18 protein-coding genes are annotated in these 19,122 nt (G+C 63.4%); 10 read left to right on the top strand and 8 right to left on the bottom strand.

From position 1 onward, the window contains the following. Positions 1 to 9: 9 nt before the first annotated feature. Genes deoC through xapA form a run of 3 tightly spaced genes read right to left on the bottom strand, consistent with a single transcriptional unit; the run spans position 10 to position 3,053 of the window. On the bottom strand, positions 10 to 972 hold the full coding sequence (gene deoC / locus GJ695_RS04155; RefSeq protein ID WP_154362342.1) for a deoxyribose-phosphate aldolase: 963 nt from the start codon (positions 970 to 972) through the stop codon (positions 10 to 12). Beyond that, positions 969 to 2,162, bottom strand: a complete 1,194-nt coding sequence (locus tag GJ695_RS04160; RefSeq protein ID WP_154362343.1) for a phosphopentomutase — start codon at positions 2,160 to 2,162, stop codon at positions 969 to 971. Before GJ695_RS04160 ends, deoC begins: the two co-directional genes overlap by 4 nt. Before the next feature lie 51 nt (positions 2,163 to 2,213). Then, on the bottom strand, positions 2,214 to 3,053 hold the full coding sequence (gene xapA, locus GJ695_RS04165) for a xanthosine phosphorylase (protein WP_154362344.1): 840 nt from the start codon (positions 3,051 to 3,053) through the stop codon (positions 2,214 to 2,216). 214 nt (positions 3,054 to 3,267) lie between these two features. Between xapA and GJ695_RS04170 the strand changes: the two genes are divergently transcribed. The 4 genes from GJ695_RS04170 to GJ695_RS04185 are packed head-to-tail and all read left to right on the top strand — an operon-like array spanning position 3,268 to position 6,775. Further along, positions 3,268 to 4,398: a carbohydrate kinase gene (locus GJ695_RS04170; protein WP_166455080.1), complete on the top strand. Its 1,131-nt coding sequence runs from the start codon at positions 3,268 to 3,270 to the stop codon at positions 4,396 to 4,398. Positions 4,399 to 4,402: 4 nt separating this feature from the next. After that, positions 4,403 to 5,317: a pseudouridine-5'-phosphate glycosidase gene (locus GJ695_RS04175; protein WP_154362346.1), complete on the top strand. Its 915-nt coding sequence runs from the start codon at positions 4,403 to 4,405 to the stop codon at positions 5,315 to 5,317. A 19-nt stretch (positions 5,318 to 5,336) separates the two neighbouring features. Beyond that, entirely contained in the window at positions 5,337 to 6,245 is a 909-nt protein-coding gene (locus tag GJ695_RS04180; RefSeq protein ID WP_154362347.1) for a LysR family transcriptional regulator, read from the top strand. A gap of 2 nt (positions 6,246 to 6,247) precedes the next feature. Continuing rightward, positions 6,248 to 6,775, top strand: coding sequence for a GNAT family N-acetyltransferase (locus GJ695_RS04185; protein WP_154362348.1), 528 nt, complete (start codon positions 6,248 to 6,250; stop codon positions 6,773 to 6,775). On the opposite strand, the gene pcp is transcribed toward GJ695_RS04185, so the two are convergent. From pcp to GJ695_RS04205, 4 genes are all read right to left on the bottom strand, one after another. Next, a complete protein-coding gene (gene pcp / locus GJ695_RS04190; RefSeq protein WP_154362349.1) occupies positions 6,772 to 7,422 on the bottom strand; it encodes a pyroglutamyl-peptidase I in 651 nt (216 codons plus the stop codon). The two genes, GJ695_RS04185 and pcp, sit on opposite strands and share 4 nt — an antisense overlap. Positions 7,423 to 7,464: 42 nt before the next feature. Continuing rightward, positions 7,465 to 8,421 carry a DUF979 domain-containing protein gene (locus GJ695_RS04195; protein ID WP_154362350.1) on the bottom strand — a complete coding sequence of 319 codons (957 nt, stop codon included), beginning with the start codon at positions 8,419 to 8,421 and terminating at the stop codon, positions 7,465 to 7,467. Continuing rightward, entirely contained in the window at positions 8,418 to 9,104 is a 687-nt protein-coding gene (locus tag GJ695_RS04200) for a DUF969 domain-containing protein (protein ID WP_154362351.1), read from the bottom strand. Before GJ695_RS04200 ends, GJ695_RS04195 begins: the two co-directional genes overlap by 4 nt. A 67-nt stretch (positions 9,105 to 9,171) precedes the next feature. Next, positions 9,172 to 11,520, bottom strand: coding sequence for a TonB-dependent receptor (locus GJ695_RS04205; protein ID WP_154362352.1), 2,349 nt, complete (start codon positions 11,518 to 11,520; stop codon positions 9,172 to 9,174). A 352-nt stretch (positions 11,521 to 11,872) separates the two neighbouring features. Between GJ695_RS04205 and tal the strand changes: the two genes are divergently transcribed. The 5 genes from tal to GJ695_RS04230 all read left to right on the top strand — a co-directional run bounded on the left by tal (position 11,873) and on the right by GJ695_RS04230 (position 17,690). Next, positions 11,873 to 12,952, top strand: a complete 1,080-nt coding sequence (gene tal, locus GJ695_RS04210; protein WP_154362353.1) for a transaldolase — start codon at positions 11,873 to 11,875, stop codon at positions 12,950 to 12,952. Positions 12,953 to 13,040: 88 nt separating this feature from the next. After that, positions 13,041 to 14,036: a BMP family lipoprotein gene (locus tag GJ695_RS04215; RefSeq protein ID WP_154362354.1), complete on the top strand. Its 996-nt coding sequence runs from the start codon at positions 13,041 to 13,043 to the stop codon at positions 14,034 to 14,036. A 75-nt stretch (positions 14,037 to 14,111) separates the two neighbouring features. Continuing rightward, complete coding sequence (locus GJ695_RS04220; RefSeq protein ID WP_154362355.1) at positions 14,112 to 15,641, top strand: ABC transporter ATP-binding protein; 1,530 nt, start codon at positions 14,112 to 14,114, stop codon at positions 15,639 to 15,641. Beyond that, positions 15,638 to 16,711, top strand: a complete 1,074-nt coding sequence (locus GJ695_RS04225; protein ID WP_154362356.1) for an ABC transporter permease — start codon at positions 15,638 to 15,640, stop codon at positions 16,709 to 16,711. Before GJ695_RS04220 ends, GJ695_RS04225 begins: the two co-directional genes overlap by 4 nt. A 7-nt stretch (positions 16,712 to 16,718) precedes the next feature. Continuing rightward, on the top strand, positions 16,719 to 17,690 hold the full coding sequence (locus GJ695_RS04230) for an ABC transporter permease (protein WP_154356488.1): 972 nt from the start codon (positions 16,719 to 16,721) through the stop codon (positions 17,688 to 17,690). Here the strand turns inward: GJ695_RS04230 and GJ695_RS04235 are convergent. Further along, positions 17,687 to 18,268, bottom strand: coding sequence for an NUDIX domain-containing protein (locus GJ695_RS04235; RefSeq protein WP_154362357.1), 582 nt, complete (start codon positions 18,266 to 18,268; stop codon positions 17,687 to 17,689). The genes GJ695_RS04230 and GJ695_RS04235 overlap by 4 nt on opposite strands. A 79-nt stretch (positions 18,269 to 18,347) precedes the next feature. On the opposite strand from GJ695_RS04235, the gene GJ695_RS04240 reads away from it, so the two are divergent. Beyond that, the gene (locus tag GJ695_RS04240; protein WP_154362459.1) at positions 18,348 to 19,103 is read left to right on the top strand and encodes a DeoR/GlpR family DNA-binding transcription regulator; all 756 of its coding nucleotides are present in this window, start codon (positions 18,348 to 18,350) and stop codon (positions 19,101 to 19,103) included. Positions 19,104 to 19,122 lie beyond the last annotated feature (19 nt).

Below are 19,122 nucleotides of genomic sequence, written 5' to 3' on the forward strand. Positions count from 1 at the left end.
CCGTGTTCTTTATGGTTGCGCGTGGCGGTGAGCGGCCGAGTAGTGTCCGGTCACGTAGTGTTCCAGCTGGCGTTCGATGTCGGTCAGCAGGCTCGATGCGCCGATGCGGAACAGGTGCGGCTCCAGCCACTCGTTGCCCAGTTCTTCCTTCATCAGCGTCAGGTACTGCAGCGCGGCCTTGGCCGTGCCGACGCCGCCCGCAGGCTTGTAGCCGATCTTGAAGCCGGTCTGCTCGTGGTATTCGCGGATCGCGCGCACCATCGTCAGCGACACGGGGATCGTTGCGTTGACCGGTTCTTTACCGGTCGAAGTCTTGATGAAGTCCGCGCCGGCCATCATGCACACCCACGATGCCTTGGCCACGTTTTCCAGCGTGACCAGTTCACCGGTCGCCAGAATCGCTTTCACGTGCGCTTCGCCGCAAGCCTTGCGGTAAGCCAGCATCTCGTCGTACAGCGCCTGCCAGTTGCCGGTCAAAACGTGCTGGCGGGTGATGACGATATCGATCTCGGAGGCGCCGGCGGCGACCGACAGTTCGATCTCGCGCACCTTGGTTTCCATGCTGGTCAGGCCGGCCGGGAAGCCGGTCGACACGGCGGCGATCGGCAGGCGGCCTTGCAGCACGTCGACCGCGGGCTTGATCATCTCGTGGTACACGCAGACGGCGCCGGTGGCCAGGTTGACGTCTTGCAGGCCAAGTGCCTCCACCAGATCGGCGCGCAGCGGACGCAGCGCCTTGCGGCACAGGCGCTCGACGCGGCCCGGCGTATCGTCGCCCGACAGCGTGGTCAGGTCGATCAGGCCGATGGCCTTGACCAGCCAGGCGGCCTGGTATTCCTTCTTCACCGTGCGGCGGTTGGCCAGGCTGGCGGCGCGGCGGTCGGCGGCGCTCTTGTTCACGTGGATGTGATTGATCCAGCCCAGGTCCAGCGGGACAGCTTCATTGCGTTTGAAATCGGTAATGATGCTCATAACAGATTGGTTCCGTTTTCGAGTGGTTTGACGCCGAGGTGATGGGCCAGGGTCTGGCCGATGTCGGAGAAGGATTCGGAAATGCCCAGCGACTGCGCTTTCACATTCGGACCGAAGAAGATCATCGGGATGTGTTCGCGCGTGTGGTCGGAGCCCGGCCAGGTTGGATCGCAGCCATGGTCGGCGGTGATCACCACCAGGTCGTCCGGTTGCAGCTTGGCGATGAACTCCGGCAGGCGCGCATCCATCTCGTGCAGCGCGTTCGAATAGCCCTTGACGTCGCGGCGATGGCCGAAGGCCTGGTCAAAGTCGACGAAGTTCACGAAGGTCAGCGACTTGTCGCCCGCTTCGTCGGCCACTTTCAGCAGCGCGTCGAACAGCGCCATATTGTCCTTGCCCTTGACCACGCGCGACACGCCCTGGGTGGCGAAGATGTCGCTGATCTTGCCCAGCGCGATGACTTCGCCGCCGTCGTTCTTCACGTGGTCCAGCAGCGTCGGCGCCGGCGGCGCGACAGCGTAGTCGTGACGGTTGGTGGTACGGGTGTAGTTGCCGTTCGCGCCCAGGAATGGACGGGCGATCACGCGGCCGATGTTGTACGGCTCGACCAGCTTGAAGGCGATCTCGCACACTTCATACAGGCGCTCCAGGCCGAACGACTCCTCGTGCGCGGCGATCTGCAGCACCGAGTCGGCCGAGGTGTAGATGATCGGCTTGCCGGTGGCGACATGCTCGTCACCGTGCTTGTTGATGATCTCCGTGCCCGACGCGTGGCAGTCGCCGAGGAAGCCCGGCACGCCGGTCAGCTCCTGCAGTTTGGCGGTCAGCTCGGCCGGGAACGACGGCACGGTTTTCGGGAAGTAGCCCCAGTCGAATTCCACCGGCACGCCGGCGATTTCCCAGTGGCCGGACTGGGTGTCCTTGCCGGTCGAACGCTCGCGCGCCGCGCCGTAGGCCGCGGTGAAGCCGTCGCGTTGATTGAAGCCGGTGGCCCACTCGCCGCTGGCCAGATGCGCGGCGGCGGTCAGGCCCAGGTTTTCCATGGTCGGCAGCGACATCGGCGTGCCACTCTTGGCGACTTGTTCGGCGATGTGGCCGAAGGTGTTGGCGCCGGCGTCGTTGTACTTCGCCGCGTCGGGCGTGGCGCCCAGACCAAACGAATCGAGCAGCAGGATAAATGCGCGTTTCATAATGAACTCCTAAAAAGCAAAAGGGCGGACTAGCCGCCCCTGTTTGGTTCCTTAAGCTTGCGGCGTTTTCGCCACGTTGCCCAGGAAGCCCAGGATCACTTCAATCAGCGACGTCGCTGCGATCGCTGCGTACTTCAAGGTCTGGTCATGCGACAGCGGGAACGGCGACAGGCCTTCGGCCAGATTGGTAATCGCCGACACGCCGACCACTTTCAGGCCGCAGTGACGGGCCGACACCACTTCCGGCACCACCGACATGCCGACCACATCGGCGCCCAGCGTCTTGAACGCGCGGATTTCCGCAGGCGTTTCAAAGTTAGGGCCGGCGTAGGCGATGTACACGCCTTCATGCAGCGTCACGTTTTTCTCTTTGGCCGAGGTTTGCAGCAGCGCGCGCAGTTCCGCATCGTAGGCGTTGGCCATGCTGAAGAAGCGCGGACCGAAACGCTCGTCGTTCGGGCCCATCATCGGGGTGCCCGGCAGGAAGTTGATATGGTCGGTCAGCGCCACCAGCGCGCCGGCATCGACTTCGGTGCGCAGCGAACCGGCCGCATTGGTCACGAACAGCATTTCGCAGCCCAGCAGCTTCATGGTGCGCACGGCGCTGGTCATCACGCCCAGGCCGTAGCCTTCGTAGACGTGGCCGCGGCCCTTCATGCACACCACCTGCACGCCCGACAGCGTACCGATCACCAGTTCGCCGGCGTGGCCGTGCACGGTGGAAATCGGGAAACCTGGCAGTTCGTCGTAGCCGATGGTGATCGCATCGGTCATCTGTTCCGCCAGCACGCCCAGGCCGGAACCAAGGATCATCGCCACGCGCGGTTTAAAGCCTTGTGGAAGACGGGCGCGAATGATGTCGGCTGCCTGGAATGGGAAGTTATTAGACATGAAGATCCTCTGTTTTTTTGATATGGCTGGGGAAGCTGACATGATGCATCATCGTGCATATGTATGGCAAATACCATTTTTCTTAGCCATTTATATAAAAGTGATATAAATCGGCGGTATTATAAACCAAGGCAAACTTAGCCGCAGACGTGCGATTGACTCGATTCAAACAAATGTTTACTATTGAAGACAATTGTTTAAAAGGGCCACTACCGTGACCGACTCCTCCAAAAAGGAACAGCTCTACCAGCTGATCCGCGCCAACCCCTTCATCTCCCAGCAAGACCTGGCGGTCGAGCTGCGCCTGTCGCGCTCCGCCGTGGCCGGCCACATCGCCGGCCTGATCCGCGAACGTCGCCTGCTGGGCCGCGCCTATGTGCTGCCGGACAAGCGTCCGGTGATGTGCATCGGCGCCGCCAATCTGGACCGCAAGCTGCGCACCATCGAGGCGATGCAGTTGGGCACCTCCAATCCCGCCACCGCCGAGGAAGTCTACGGCGGCGTGGCGCGCAACATCGCCGAAAACCTGGCCCGCCTGAACCTGCCGGTGGCGCTGCTGACCGCCCTCGGCGACGACGGCGCCGGCCGCAACCTGCAGGACCACGCGGAAGCCGCCGGCATCGACACGCGCGGCAGCCTCAAGCTGCCGGACAACGCCACCGGCACCTACACCGCCATCCTCGACGACAAGGGCGAGCTGGTGGTGGCGCTGGCCGACATGGCGCTGTACGACCACATCACGCCGGCGTTCCTGGCCAGCCGCCAGCCGCAGCGCTCCGCCGCCGCCATGACCGTGGCCGACCTGAATCTGCCCGCCGACAGCATCACCGCGCTGCTGGACAGTGCGCGCGGCGACAATGTGCCGCTGGTGATCGTCGCCGTGTCGCAGCCGAAAATGGCACGCCTGCCGGCCAGCCTGCAGGGCCTGCGCCTGCTGATCCTCAATCGCGGCGAACTGGAAACCCGCGCCGGCCGCGCGCTGCCCACCGAAGCCGACGTGCGCGCCGCCTGCAACGAGGTGCGCCTGCAAGGCGCGCAGGACGTCATCGTCACCTGCGGCAGCCAGGGCGTGTACCACACGCGCGGGGCCGAACTGGTATGGCTGGCCGCGCACCAGGTGGATGTGGTGGACGTCACCGGCGCCGGCGACGCCTTCTCGGCCGCCATCTGCTGGTCCCTGTACCAGGGCAGCGACGACCTGACGCTGGCCTGCCGCCGTGGCCTGAAGGTCGCGGCGATGACGCTGGAAAGCCAGGAAACCGTCTCGCCGGTGCTGGCCGCCGATGTCCTCGACGAAATTCACGATTTTGATATGAGCGCTCCGCTCTTCCCTAGTAAAGGATAAAACCATGCACCAATACCTGCTGTTCTCGCCGGAAGTGGCCGCCGCCCGCGCCGCCGGCAAACCGATCGTCGCGCTGGAATCGACCATCATCTCGCACGGCATGCCGTATCCGCAAAACGTGCAGATGGCGCGTGAAGTTGAACAGATCATCCGCGACGGCGGCGCCGTGCCGGCCACCATCGCCATCATCGACGGCAAGATCTGCGTCGGCCTGTCGGAACAGCAGTTGGAGCTGCTGGGCACCTCGCCGGATGCGATGAAGGTCAGCCGCCGCGACCTGCCTTACGTGCTGTCGCAGGCGAAGCTCGGCGCGACCACCGTGGCCGCCACCATGATCTGCGCCGAACTGGCCGGCATCCAGGTGTTCGTCACCGGCGGCATCGGCGGCGTGCACCGCGGCGCCGAGACCAGCTTCGATATCTCGGCCGACCTGCAGGAACTGGCGCAGACCTCGGTGGCGGTGGTGTGCGCCGGCGTCAAATCCATCCTCGACATCGGCCTGACGCTGGAATACCTGGAGACCTTCGGCGTGCCGGTGATCAGCGTCGGCCAGCGCGGCTTCCCGGCCTTCTTCACCACCGAGAGCGGCTTCAACGCCGACTTCCAGCTCGACACGCCGGCCGAACAGGCCACCTTCATCCAGGCCAAATGGTCGCTGGGCCTGAAGGGCGGCGTGGTGGTCAGCAATCCGGTGCCGGCCGCCGAGGCCATGCCGAAGGAGGAAATCGACCGCATCACCGCGCAGGCCTTGCAGGAAGCCGATGCCCAGGGCATCACCGGCAAGAACGTCACGCCGTTCCTGCTCAGCCGCATCAAGCAGCTGACCGAGGGCCGCAGCCTGGCGACCAATATCGCGCTGGTGAAGAACAATGCCCGTTGCGGCGCCGCGCTGGCGGTGGCCATGCAATCCACACATTAACCGACATCGAGCCGCCGCCATGTCCATCGATCTGAAACAACTGAAGTACTTCCTCGCCGTGGCTGAAGAAAAAAGTTTCAGCCGTGCCGCCGAGCGCCTGCACATTTCGCAGCCGCCGCTGAGCCAGCAGATCATGAAACTGGAAAGTGAACTGGGCGTGAAGCTGTTCGCCCGCACCACCCGCACTTTCGAGCTGACGGTGGCAGGCAAGGCGCTGATGAGTGAAGCGTCGGACATGCTGGCCAAGATGCGCATGACCATCGACACCATCCGTCAGATCGACCGCGGCGAAGTGGGACGGCTGCGGGTGGGTATCGTCGGCTCGGCGATGTGGGGACCGATTCCCAGCCTGCTGGAGGAATTCCAGACCAAGTTCCCGCGCGTGACCTGGACCTTGCACGAACTGGGTCCGACGCTGCAATACGACGCCCTGCGCGCCAAGCAGATCGACGTCGGCTTCTGGCGCGAACCGAAGCTCGACGAAGATTATCTGAAAGCGGACAACCTGCGCCAGGAACTGTGCTTCCGCGAAGACGTGTGCGTGGCCATCAACGAACACCATCCGCTGGCCAAGCAGGATGCGCTGGAACTGATGGACATCGCCGAGGAGCCGATGCTGACGCTGGCGCTCGACAAGTCGTCGTTCCCGCGCTACCTGATGCAGTGCTGTGTGAAGGCCGGCTTCCAGCCGACGATTTTCCAGGAAGCGTCCGAACCGCAGACGCTGCTGGCGATGGTGGGTGCGGGACTGGGCGTGGCGCTGATGCCGGAGACCACCAGCCGCATCGGCTGGCCGGGCGTGGTGTTTGTGCCGATCCGCAGCAATCCGCCGTCGGCCAATTTGTACATCACCTACACCACGACCGACGATGCGCCGGTGGTGCGGGCCTTCCTGAATATCTTGAATCCGCCGGCACGGGAGAATTGAACATGGCCGTTCTCGCCACCGCGCGCCTGCAATTGCAGCCCTTCGACGATCAACATTACGATGGCTTGCGCGCGCTGAACAGCGATCCGGAAGTGATGCGCTACATCACCGGCAGGCCGGAGACGGCGGAAGAAACCACCGCGTTCATCGCCAGGGTCAAAGCGGCATGGGCCACGCTGGGCTATTCGTGGTGGGCGTTCATCGACAACGACTCCGGGCAGTTGATTGGTGCCGGGTGCATCCAGAATATCGAACGCAATCCTGACAATCCGCTGGAAATCGGCTGGCGCCTGCGTCCCGATGCACAGGGCAAGGGCTATGCGAAGGAGGCCGCGCTAGCGATGGCCAATTTTGCTTTCGAGGTCCTGGAGAGCCCGCAACTGGTGGCGGTTTGCCACGTGCAAAATACCGGTTCAGAAAAAATGATGCAGCGCCTGGGCATGACCTATCGCGGCGTCGAGCGCTGGTACAACACCGATACCACGGTCTACGTGGTGACCAGGGACGCATGGCGTAAAGCGGCGCATTAGTGCGTCAGACCGCCGGCCTCGCGCACATCGACGGTATGGGCGAGCGTGGTGCGGACCGCGATGCGCAGGCCTTCGACCACATCTTCCAGTTTCATGCTGGCCGTGCCGGGATGGCGCGCGGCCTGCTGCGGCAGGTAGGGAATGTGGATGAAACCGGCGCGCATGGTGGTGCCCCACTCGTGCGCCTGGTGCATCAGTCCATAGAACACATGGTTGCAGACAAAGGTGCCGGCCGATTGCGACACTGATGCCGGCAGGCCCGCTTCGCGCAGCTCGTGCACGATGGCCTTGATCGGCAAGGTGGAGAAGTAAGCCGCCGGCCCGCCGTTGACGATGGGCTGGTCGACCGGCTGCCGCTGCTGGTTGTCCGCATACGGCGCGTCGTCGACATTGATCGCCACCCGCTCCACCGACAGATCGACGCGGCCGCCGGCCTGGCCGACCGAAATCACGATACTCGGCTGCAGTTCCTCGACCGCGCGATGAATGGTCTTGAGCGCCTTGCCGAAGGCGCACGGCAACTGCCGTGCATGGACCACGAACTCGCCCTCGTGCCAGCCGTCCAGCAGCTGCACGGCTTCCCACGAAGGGTTGATGGTCTCCTTGTTGAAGGGCTCAAAGCCCGTTAATAATATTATCTTTTTCATCTCGACTGCTCCTGCGCTTTGATGCGTTAACGCGGAAGAGTCTCACAGATTCATCAAAAAATAAAGCAGCGCAATATTTGCTAACAATAATGGCAACGCTGTCGGCACCTGCATTTTGACCACCGCATTCTTGTCCGGCAGTTCCAACAATGCAGCAGGAACAATATTGAAATTGGCCGCCATCGGCGTCATCAAGGTGCCGCAGTAAGCGCTGAACATGCCGAGGGCCGCCATCACCGCCGGGTTGGCGTGGTAGACGCCGACCAGCACCGGAATGCCGACGCCGCCGGCCATCACCGGGAAGGCGGCGAAGCCGTTGCCCATGATGACGGTGAACAGCGCCATGCCGATGCAGTACACCGCCACTGCCACCAGCCGCACGTCCATATTGATGTACGAGGTGACCACATGCGCCACCGCCTTGCCCATGCCGGCTTCGGTGAACAGCAGTCCCAGTACCGCCAGCATGTGCGGCAGCACCACCGCCCAGCCGAGATGGTCGATCAGGCGGCGCGACTCGCGCATCGCCTGCAGCGGCGTGGAGCGCGTCAGCCAGCAGGCGGTAACGACCGCAAACAGCGAGCCGCAACCGAGGCTGACCAGTGTCAGGTTTTTCGGATCGAGCAGGAACAGGCCGTCGAACCTGACGTCCTTGAACAGCGTGGAGCCGATCACGGTGGTGATGGGGATCAGCAGCGCGGGGGTCAGCAGCTTGTGGCCGAGCCGCTGCGCGCTGCCCCGGCGCTCTTGCGCCGTGCGCTCGCCGTAACGTCCGAGCGTGACGCCGCCGAAGCCGGCGATCAGCGCCATCGCCACCATCACCAGGCCGGCGGCCACCGGCGGCAGCTGTTCGCCGGCCAGGTAGATCAGCGCGTACAGCGCCCAGAACGTGGCGCTGCTGTAGCGTTTGGGATTGTGGCGGTCGCGCAGCGCCATCCACGCCACCATCAGCAGCATCGCGCCCAGCACGTAGAAGAAGTAGTCCAGCGCCAGAATCATGCGGCGCTCCGCGCCAGGTGCCGGTCGAGACGGTACAGCCGCCATGAGTGAATGACGAAGGCGCAGATGGCGGTCGGGATGCCCCACAGCGCCATGTGCAGCGGATCGACCTCCAGCCCTTCGCCTCGCAGAATGGTTTGCATCAGCACGATGGCGCCGAAGGCGACGAAGATATCCTCGCCGAAGAACAGGCCGACGTTGTCGGTGGCGGCCGCCATCGCGCGGATGCGGTAGCGCATCTCCATCGTCACATTCGGATAGCGCACCTCGGCCGCGCCTTCCGCCATCGGCGCGACCAGCGGCCGCACCATGTTCGGGTGGCCGCCGATGCTGGTCAGGCCGAAGGCGGCGGTCAGTTCGCGGATGGCCAGGTAAACAATCAGCAGCCGTCCGGTGGTGGCGGACTTGATGCGCGCGATCGACGCCTGCGCATGCTCCTTCAAGCCATGCCGTTCCAGCAGGCCGATGGCGGCCAGCGGCAGCAGCACGATCAGGGGCAGGTTGCGGGTCTTGATGAAGGCAGCGCCCAGCGTGGCAAGCAGCTGCTCGACCGGCATGGCGGCGGCGACGCCGGTGACGAAGCAGGCGGCGATCACCACCAGCACCGGATGGGCGCGCAGCGCGAAGCCGGCGATGATGACGGCCACGCCCAGCAGCGGCCACAGGTTGACAACAGTGTTCAAATCAGGCTCCCCAAAGAAAAATCCCCGCGTGGCTGATCGCACACGCGGGGATTTTAGCTTGTTACCCTTAGAAGTTGACCTTGAAGGTCGCGCCGTAGGTACGCGGCTCGTTCAGCATGCCGGTCAGGTTGTCGAAGTCGATCGCGCCGAGGATCACGCGCTTGTCGGTGATGTTGCGGCCGAAGGCTGCCACTTCATACTTGCCGTCGCCCCATTTGTAGCCGGCGCGCAGACCACCTTCGGTCAGCGGCTTGGCCTTGTACTCCGGCGCTTCGTACAGGAAGAAGTTGTAGCTGCTGCGGTAGGTCCAGTCGGTGTACGCATAGAACTCGCCGTTGCCGATTTCGGTGCTGTACTTCAGCGTGAAGTTCAGCTGGTTCTTCGGCGCGCGCGGCAGCGGATTGCCGTTGATCAGGGACGTGCCGGCAAACGGACCAGCCGCATTGGTTGGCGTGCAACCGCTCAGGTGGGTCGGATTGTTGCCGTAGTTGCCGCAGTACTGCACGAACAGGCTCGGATCCTTGATCTCGGTATCGTTGTAGCTGTAGCCCAGGGTGCTGCTGAAGCCATAGCCCAGGTTGGCCTGCAGATCCAGCTCGACGCCCTGGCCGGTGACTTTCTCGGCATTGATCAACTGATTCATGTTGACCGAGCCGCTGCCGGCGGTCAGCTGCTTGTCCTTGACGCGGTACTGGAACACCGAGGCGCTCAGACGTGCGCGTTTGTCGAACAGATCCTGCTTGATACCGGCCTCATACGACAGCGCCCGCTCGGCGCCGGCCTTGGATGGCTTGTCGGTCAGCGCGCTCAGACGGCCCTGCATCGACGGTGCACGGTAGCCGGTCGCCACGCGGGCAAACAGGTTGGTGTCCTTGGTCAGCTCGTAGGTGCCGCTCAGATCCCAGCTCAGGTTGTGCGAGGTGTCATGCAGGTCGGTGGTGGCGGTGGTCAGCGAGGTCGAACCGGCCGGGTAGTCGATGCGCGACGCCGAGAAGTCCTTCTTGTCGTTGGTGTAGCGCAGGCCGCCGCGGACCTTGAACTGGTCGTTGACGGTGTAGTTCAGCGTGCCGAACGCCGCCCACGACTTGGCCTTCTGGTACTGCACCGAGTACGGCGCCACCTGCGGATTGCCAGGCGAGAAGGTGTCGAAGGCGATCGAGTCGATCTGGATGTTCTCGTCGAAGAAGAACAGGCCGCCGATCCATTGCAGCGGACCTTTGTAGTTGGACTCGGCGCGGAACTCCTGCGTGAACTGCTTGTGGTTCGGCAGCAGGTCGGCGGTTTCCACCGCGAACGGGATGTAGCCAGGACCATACGGCGGCGCGTAGACGGCGCCGTAACCGCCATCGACGTCGGCGCGGCTGTTGAACTTTAGCGTTTCGTAGCCGGTGATCGAGTGCAGTGTGATGTCGTCCATGTTGTACTTCAGACGGATGCTGCCGCCCTTGGTCGTCAGCTTCTGGTAGTTGATGCCGTCGCTAGGATAGGAATCGTAGTCGAAGCCGTCGACCAGGTCGTTCGTGCCCTTCTTGATGATGTTGGCGCGGAACAGGGTGGCGGTGCCGTGGTAGTCGCGCTCATGGTAGTTGAACAGCGCGCTGAAGTCCTTGGTCGGCTGCACCAGGGCTTGCAGGCGGAAGGCGTTGTCGCCGTAGCCTTCGAAGTCCTGGGTGCCCTTGTTGGCGGTCGGATTGGTGTTGTGCACGCGGTCGTCGCGGTGCTGGCTGGTGCCGGAGAAGCGCAGCGCCACCGTGTCGCTGACCGGGATGTTGAACATGCCTTCGGCGGTCTTGGCCGAGTAATTGCCCACGCCCAGGGTCAGGTAGCCTTCGGTCTTGAACACCGGCTTGGCCGAATCGAACTTGATCACGCCGGCCGGCGAGTTACGGCCGAACAGCGTGCCCTGCGGGCCACGCAGCACTTCGACCTGGTCGACGTCGAACACCGGGAAGCCTTTCAGCATGGCGTTTTCCTGCACCACATCGTCGACCACCAGGCCGACCGGCTGCGACGCGTTCAGGTCGAAGTCGGTATTGCCCAGGCCGCGAATGTAGAAGCGCGGGAAGGTGCGGCCGTAGTCCGATTCCACGCTGACCGACGGCGAGCGGCTGGACAGGAAACGGATGTCGGCGGCGCCGGAGGTCAGCACGTCCAGCTTGTCGCCCTTGATCGAGGCGATCGACATCGGCACGTCCTTGATGTTTTCGGCGCGGCGCTGCGCTGTCACGATCACCGTTTCCAGCTGATCGCCCTTGATGACCGGCGTTGCGGCGACGGCCTGGCCGGCCTGTTCCTCAGCGGCTGCCGGCTGGGCGGCTACGGCCTCAACTTCGGTGGCCATGGCCGATTGCAGCGGAAAAGCGCTGGCGACGGCCAGGGCGATCAGCGATCGCACTGCGAAACCTTGCTTGCTCATAAGTCCTGCTCCCTTTGATTAGATGGTTTTTAGTTATATCGATATACAGATTAATAATCATGCTAGCACGGAAAAAAATACAAGAAACTGAACTTTTGTGGCATTTGATTCATATCTATTTTGAATAAATAGCTAAGTAAAAACGAATTTGTCCTACTTATTCTGGGTGGTGCATAGTAGAGAGCTACCCTCAAACACGGGCAGATGGCCGCTTTCTCTATGAAAGAGAGGCGGCGGCAGCGGATCGCAGGCGCGCACTGTTTTTTCCAAACGGACAAAAAAGCAACGATATAAAAAAATTTAATTCGGCGGCCGCTGTTGTTGCAGTGCGACATACATTCTTGGACGATAGATGAACAACACGCTTGAACATGGTGCCAGCCGCCTCCGCGCGGTGGCCCAACTGGGACAACAACTCTGGCTCGACAACCTGAGCCGCGAACTGCTGGTGTCCGGCCAGCTGGCCGACCTGATCGCCCGCGACGGCGTACAGGGCCTGACCTCCAATCCCGCCATCTTCTACCAGGCGATCCAGCACGACCCGGCCTACCAGGCCGCCCTGCCGCTGCTGCGCACCGCGCACGCCTCGCCGGAAGCCCGCTTCGAAGCGTTGGTGATTCCCGACGTGCAGCGCGCCTGCGACCTGTTCGCGCCGCTGTACCGCGACGCCGACGGCAAGGCCGGCTTTGTCAGCTTCGAAGTGTCGCCGCGCCTGGCGCACGACGCCGCCGCCACCGTGGCCGACGCCAAACGGCTGTGGGCGCTGATCGCCCGTCCCAACGCCATGATCAAGATTCCGGCCACGCCGGCCGGCATCGCCGCGCTGGAGGAAGTGATTTACGCCGGCATCAACGTCAACATGACGCTGATTTTCAGCGCCAGCCAGATCCAGGCCGTGCGCGCCGCCCACCGCCGTGGCCTGGCACGCCGCTTGCAAGACAAGTTATCGGTCCAGCGCATTGCCAGCGTTGCAAGTGTTTTCATCAGCCGCATCGACGTCGCGGTCGACGCCCTGCTGCCGGCCGCCGATCCGCTGCGCGGCCAGGCCGCCATGGCGGCGGCCCGCATCGCCTACGCCGATTGGAAGCAGGACAGCGGTTTCGCCGTGTTTGCCGCCTTCGGCGCCACGCCGCAGTGGCTGCTGTGGGCCAGCACCGCGACCAAGACCACCGCCGAACGCGATGTGCGCTATGTCGAGGGACTGATCGGCGCCGACACCATCAACACGGTGCCGGACGCCACGCTGGCCGCTTTCCGCGACCACGGCGTCGCCGCGGCGGCGCTGGGAACCGAGGTGCAGGCCGAACGCGCCGTGCTGGCGCAGCTGGCCCATCAAGGTATCGATTTGGAAACAATCGGCCAGCAATTGCTGGCCGCCGGCCTGCTGCAATTCGAGCAAGCTTTTAGCAAGTTGCTAGCGCTTACCGAGTGAAATCAGGGATTTAGAAGGATTTTACGGCCGTGGTTTACATGTTTCGGCCAATAAAAATATACAATACCGTTCTTCCAGGAGCCTATACATGAAACTTTCACAACTTAGTTTGACGGTTGCAGCACTCTTTGTCGCTGCCAGCGCGTCCGCGGCTGACCCTAAGCTGGGCATCGTGTATGACGCAGGCGGCAAGTTCGACAAGTCGTTCAACCAGTCCGCTTTTGAAGGCGCCACCCGCTTCAAAAAAGAAACCAACATCAATTTCATCGAGGTGCAAGCCTCCAGCGACACCCAGGCTGAACAGGTGCTGCGCGGCCTCGCCCGCAAAAACCTGGACCTGATCGCTTCGATCGGCTTCGCCCAGCAGGCAGCCGTGCAGAAGGTCGCCAAGGAATTCCCGAAAGTGCATTTCGTGCTGATCGACGGTGTGGCGCCGGGCGCCAACGTCAACTCCATCACGTTCAAGGAAGAAGAAGGTTCCTACCTGGTCGGCGTGGCGGCGGCCATGGCCTCGAAATCCAAGAAGCTGGGCTTCATCGGCGGCGTGGACATCCCGCTGATCCGCACCTTCGCCTGCGGCTACACGCAGGGCGCCAAGGCCGTGAACCCGAAAGTGGACGTGACCTCGAACATGGTCGGCACCAGCTCGGACTCGTGGAACAACCCGGCCAAGGGCGGCGAACTGGCCCGCTCGCAATTCGACCGCGGCGTCGACGTGGTATTTGCCGTGGCCGGCGGTTCGGGTCTGGGCACGCTGCAAACCGCCAAGGAAAAAGGCAAGCTGGCGATCGGCGTCGATTCCAACCAGAACAGCCTGTACCCTGGCTCGATTCTGACCTCGATGGTCAAGCGCGTCGACAACGCCGTGTACGACTCCTTCATGCAGATGAAGAACGGCACCTGGAAGGCCGGCGTCACCGCCAAGGGCATCAAGGAAGGCGGCGTCGATTGGGCGCTGGACGAGAACAACCGCAAGCTGATCACGCCGGAAATCGAGAAGCGCGTGCTGGGTGCGCGCAAGGACATCATCGATGGCAAGGTCAAGGTCATCGACATCCGTTCGGGCGCGGCCTGCCCGGTTTAAAATCTGTTTGAACATTGAGCGCGCCGCCGGGGAATGCCCCGCGCGGCGCGTTTTACTTAAATAAAAAACGATCCTATGCAGCCAGCAGTAGAATTTCGCGGCATCTCCAAGCATTTCGGAGCCGTCAAAGCGAACACGGACGTCAGCTTCGCCATCGCCAAGGGTTCCATCCATGGCCTGGTGGGCGAGAACGGCGCCGGCAAATCGACCCTGATGAGCATCCTGTACGGATACTACCGCGCCGACGGCGGGGAGATCCTGCTCGATGGCCAGGCGCGTCGCATCCATAACAGCCAGGAGGCGATTGCCCTCGGCATCGGCATGGTGCACCAGCACTTCATGCTGGTCGAGAACATGACCGTGCTCGACAACGTGATGCTGGGCAGCGAAGGCGGCATCCGCCTCAAGGCCAAGCGCGCCAGCGTGGAAGCGGAGCTGCGCGAGATCTGCACGCGCTACCGCCTGGACGTCGATCCGCTGGCCACCATCCACGACCTGTCGGTGGGGGCGCAGCAGCGCGTCGAGATCCTCAAGCAGATCTACCGCAGCGCCAACATCCTGATCCTGGACGAGCCGACCGCCGTGCTGACCGCGCAGGAGACCGAGTCGCTGTTCGAGATCCTGCGCCTGTTCAAGGAACAGGGCAAGACCATCATCCTGATCACCCACAAGCTGCAGGAGATCCTCGACATCACCGACACCGTCACCGTGATGCGCGGCGGCCGCGTGATCGGCGCCGTGCCGACCGCCGGCACCACCAAGGAAGACCTGGCCAACATGATGGTGGGCCGTCCGATCGAGAACAACCTGCCGCGCGCGCCGTACAATCCTGGCGCGCCGGTGCTGCACGTCGACGGCCTGCAACTGCTGGACGACCAGGGCGTCAAGCTGCTGGCCGATATCGGCTTCACGCTGCGCGCCGGCGAGATCGTCGCCGTGGCCGGCGTGTCCGGCAATGGCCAGAGCGAGTTGATGGAGATCCTGTCGGGCATGCGCCTGCCGACCTCCGGCAAGCTGGAATTCCTCGGCAAGAACCTGCCGTTCAACGGCCGCACCGATCCGGACGGCCTGCCCCGCACCTTCCGCGAACTGGGCATCGCCCACGTGCCGGAAGACCGCCTGCGCGACGGCGTGGTGAAGGCCTTCTCGGTCATGCACAACACCATCCTCGGCTACCAGGACAAGCTGAAAAACAAGTGGGGCCTGCTGAACTTCAAGGCCATCGCGGCCCGTTGCGACGCGCTGATGAAGAGCTTCGACGTGCGTCCGAACAACCACGAGCTGCGTATCGGCCTGCTCTCCGGCGGCAACCAGCAGAAGGTGGTGATCGCGCGCGAAGTGCTGGCGCAGCCGAAGCTGATGCTGGTCGGCCAGCCGACGCGCGGCGTCGACATCGGCACCATCGAAAGCATCCACGCGCAGCTGCTCAAGCTGCGCGACGAAGGCGTGGCGATCCTGCTGGTCTCCGTGGAGCTGGAAGAAGTGCGCGCGCTGGCGGACCGTATCCTGGTCATGTGCGGCGGCCGCATCACCGGCGAACTGAAAATTGAAGAATTCGACACAACCCGTATCGGCTTGCTGATGGGCGGGATGCACAAATCATGAATAAAGACCTGCCACGCTGGGCAACCGCGTTTGTCCTGCCCCTCCTGAACCTGCTGTCGGCGCTGCTGGTGACCGCGCTGGTGATTCACCTGCTGGGCGAAAGCCCGACCGAATCGCTGGCGATCCTGGTCAACAGCGCCGTGGTCAATCCGGAAGGCCTGAGCTACACGCTGTTCTACGCCTCGACCTTCATCTTCACCGGCCTGGCGGTATCGATCGCCATGGAAGCGGGCCTGTTCAACATCGGCGCCGAAGGCCAGATGTACTTCGCCGGCCTGGGCCTGACCTTGGCCATGCTGACCTTCGACAGCTCGCTGCCGGCCATCCTGCTGATCCCGGTCGGCATGCTCGGCGCGGCCCTGTTCGGCGCGCTGTGGGCCTTCGTGCCCGGCTACCTGCAGGCGAAGCGCGGCAGCCACGTGGTGGTCACCACCATCATGTTCAACTACATCGCCGGCGCCTTGATGAACACCGTGATCGTCAAGCTGGTGCCGCCGGGCGAGCAGAATCCGGCCAGCCGCGCGTTTGCCGCCGCCGCCGAGATGCCGCGCCTGAACCAGTGGTTCCCTATCCTCGGCGAGACGCCGCTCAACATCAGCTTCTTCCTGGCGATCATCGCGCTGGTGATTTACGGCGTGGTGGTGTCGCGTTCGTCGTGGGGCTTCAAGCTGCGCGCCACGGGCCTGAACAAGCACGCCGCGCACTACGCCGGCATCCGCATCAGCAAGATGATCATCATCGTCATGCTGATCTCGGGCGCCTTGGCCGGCCTCGGCTCGGTCAACTCCATCATGGGCTCGACCCACTACCTGTCGCTGAACTTTGTCGGCGGCGCGGGCTTCATCGGCATCGCGATCGCGCTGATGGGCCGCCAGCATCCGGTGGGCATCTTCCTGTCGGCGGTGCTGTTCGGCGCGCTGACCCAGGGCGGTTTCGACCTGTCGCTGGAAAAGCAGAACATCCCGCCCGAGATGGTGATCCTGGTCCAGGGCCTGATCATCCTGTTCTGCGGCGCGATGGAAAACCTGTACGCGCCGGCCATCGCCAAAATGCTCAAACTGAAGAAGTGAGGACACTATGACTTTTGACGACCTCCATATCGGCAGCATCCTGGTTTCGACCGTGCGCAACGCGCCGGTGCTGATTTTCGCCGGCATGGCCGGCCTGTTCGCCGAACGTTCGGGCGTGATCGACATCGGCCTGGAAGGCAAGATCCTGGCGTCGGCCTTCGTCTCGGCCGCCGTCGCCTTCACCACGCAGAATCCATGGTACGGCGTGATGGCCGGCATCGTGGTGTCGATGCTGCTGGCCAGCCTGCAGGCTTACATCGCCATCACCCAGAAGGGCAACCAGCTGGTGGCCGGCATCGCCATCAACATCGCCATGAGCGGCTTGACCTTCGTGGTTGCGCAGTACTTCTTCCAGCAGGGCGGCCGCACGCCGGACCTGGGCTCGGCGCGTCTGTTCGACGTGGTGCTGCCCGGTTCCGCGGCGGTGGAGCATATTCCCTTCATCGGCTGGGTCTATGCGCATCTGATCGGCGGCCATTCGGTGCTGGTGTACCTGGCGTTTGCGCTGGTGCCGCTGGTGCACTGGATCGTCTATCACAGCCGCTTCGGCCTGCGCCTGCGCGCCTGCGGCGAGAATCCGCATGCGGCCGATGCGGCCGGCGTCAGCGTCGAACGCCAGCGCTACATGGCGATGCTGATCGCCGGTTTCCTGTGCTCGTTCTCGGGCGCCTACCTGTCGATCGTGCAGAGCGGCTTCTTCCTGCGCGACATGTCGGCCGGCGCCGGCTACCTGGCGCTGACCGCCATGGTGTTCGGTAACTGGCGTCCGCTGTACACCTTCCTGGGTTGCCTGATGTTCGGCTTCTTCGGCGCGGTGCAGATCCAGATCGAAGGCGTGGAGCTGCCGGTCATCGGCCGCCTGCCGGGCGCCATGATCCAGATGGTGCCTTACGTGCTGACCGTGATCGTGCTGGCCGGCCTGATGGCCAAGTCGGTGGCGCCGAAAGCGCTGGGTTCACCGTTCGTGAAATCGCGCTAAGCCGCCAGCAAATGTAAGGCTGCGTATTGCAGCAGCATGATGGTTTTGCCGTCGGCGATCCTGCCGTCGGCAACCATCGCCATGGCTTCCGCCATCGGCAGTTCCAGCACCTCGATATCCTCCCCCTCCTCCGCAATGCCGCCGCCATCCCCGGTGCGCGACGCCGCGTCGTATTCCCCGACGAAGAAGTACAGCCGCTCGGTCACCGAACCGGGACTCATGAAGGCCTCGAACACCTTGCGCACCTCGCCGACGCGGTAGCCGGTTTCCTCCTCCACCTCCACCTTGATGCGCGCCTCCGGGCTGGCCTGGTCCAGCAGGCCGGCCGCCGTCTCGATCAGGAAGCCGTCATGGCCATTGCCGTAGGTGGGAAAGCGGAACTGGCGCACCAGCAGCACCGTGCGCTGCGCGCGGTTGTACAGCAGGATGGTGGCGCCGTTGCCGCGATCGTAGGTCTCGCGCGTCTGGCGCTGCCAGCTGCCGTCGCGGCGGCGGTAGTCGAAGGTGGTCTTTTTCAGGAGGAACCAGTCGTCGGACAGGGTTTCTACCTGATGAATGCGGATACGGTCTTCGGGCATGGCGATCTCCTGGTTGCGTATTTTTACGATATCATGCAATATCATGCAATATCGTGCAATATCAAGAAAATTCATGCATATGCTGACACGCCACCGCAAAGAACTGCTGCTCGCCCGCCTGCGCCAGGATGGGCAGATCGTCGCCAAATCGTTGAGCGAGGAGCTGGGCCTGTCGGAAGACACCATCCGCCGCGACCTGCGCGACCTGGCCAGCGAAGGTCTGCTGCAACGGGTGCATGGCGGCGCGCTGCCCGCATCGCCGGCGCTGGGCAACTTCGCCGAGCGCCAGCAGATTTCCGGCGACGCCAAGCCGGCCATCGCGCGCGCCGCGGCGGCCATGATCGCGCCGGGCCAGGTGGTGTTTATCGATGGCGGCACCACCGCCGTGCAGCTGGCCCGCGCGCTGCCGCAGGATCTGCAATGCACGGTGGTGACGCATAGTCCATCGGTGGCGGTGGAGCTGGCGGGACATCCGCTGATGGAGGTGATCCTGATCGGCGGCCGGCTGTTCAAGCACTCCATCGTGACGATGGGACCGTCGGCGCTGGAGGCGATTGCGCAGATCCGCACCGACATCTATTTCATGGGCGTGTGCAGCCTGCATCCGGACAGCGGCATCAGCACCGGCGATTTCGACGAGGCGGGCGTCAAGCGCGCCATCAGCAACATGGCGCAACGCACCGTGGTGCTGGCGTCGCCGGAAAAGCTGGACACCGCCTCGCCCTACCAGATCGCGCCGCTGTCGCAGGTCAGCGCCATCGTCGTTACACGCGATGCGCCGGAAGCGCTGCTGGCGCGCTATCGCACCATGGGCATCGACGTCGTCAAGGCTTAGAAATGGAACGAGCGCGTGA

Source organism: Duganella alba (assembly GCF_009674495.1).
Classification (GTDB): domain Bacteria; phylum Pseudomonadota; class Gammaproteobacteria; order Burkholderiales; family Burkholderiaceae_D; genus Rugamonas; species Rugamonas alba.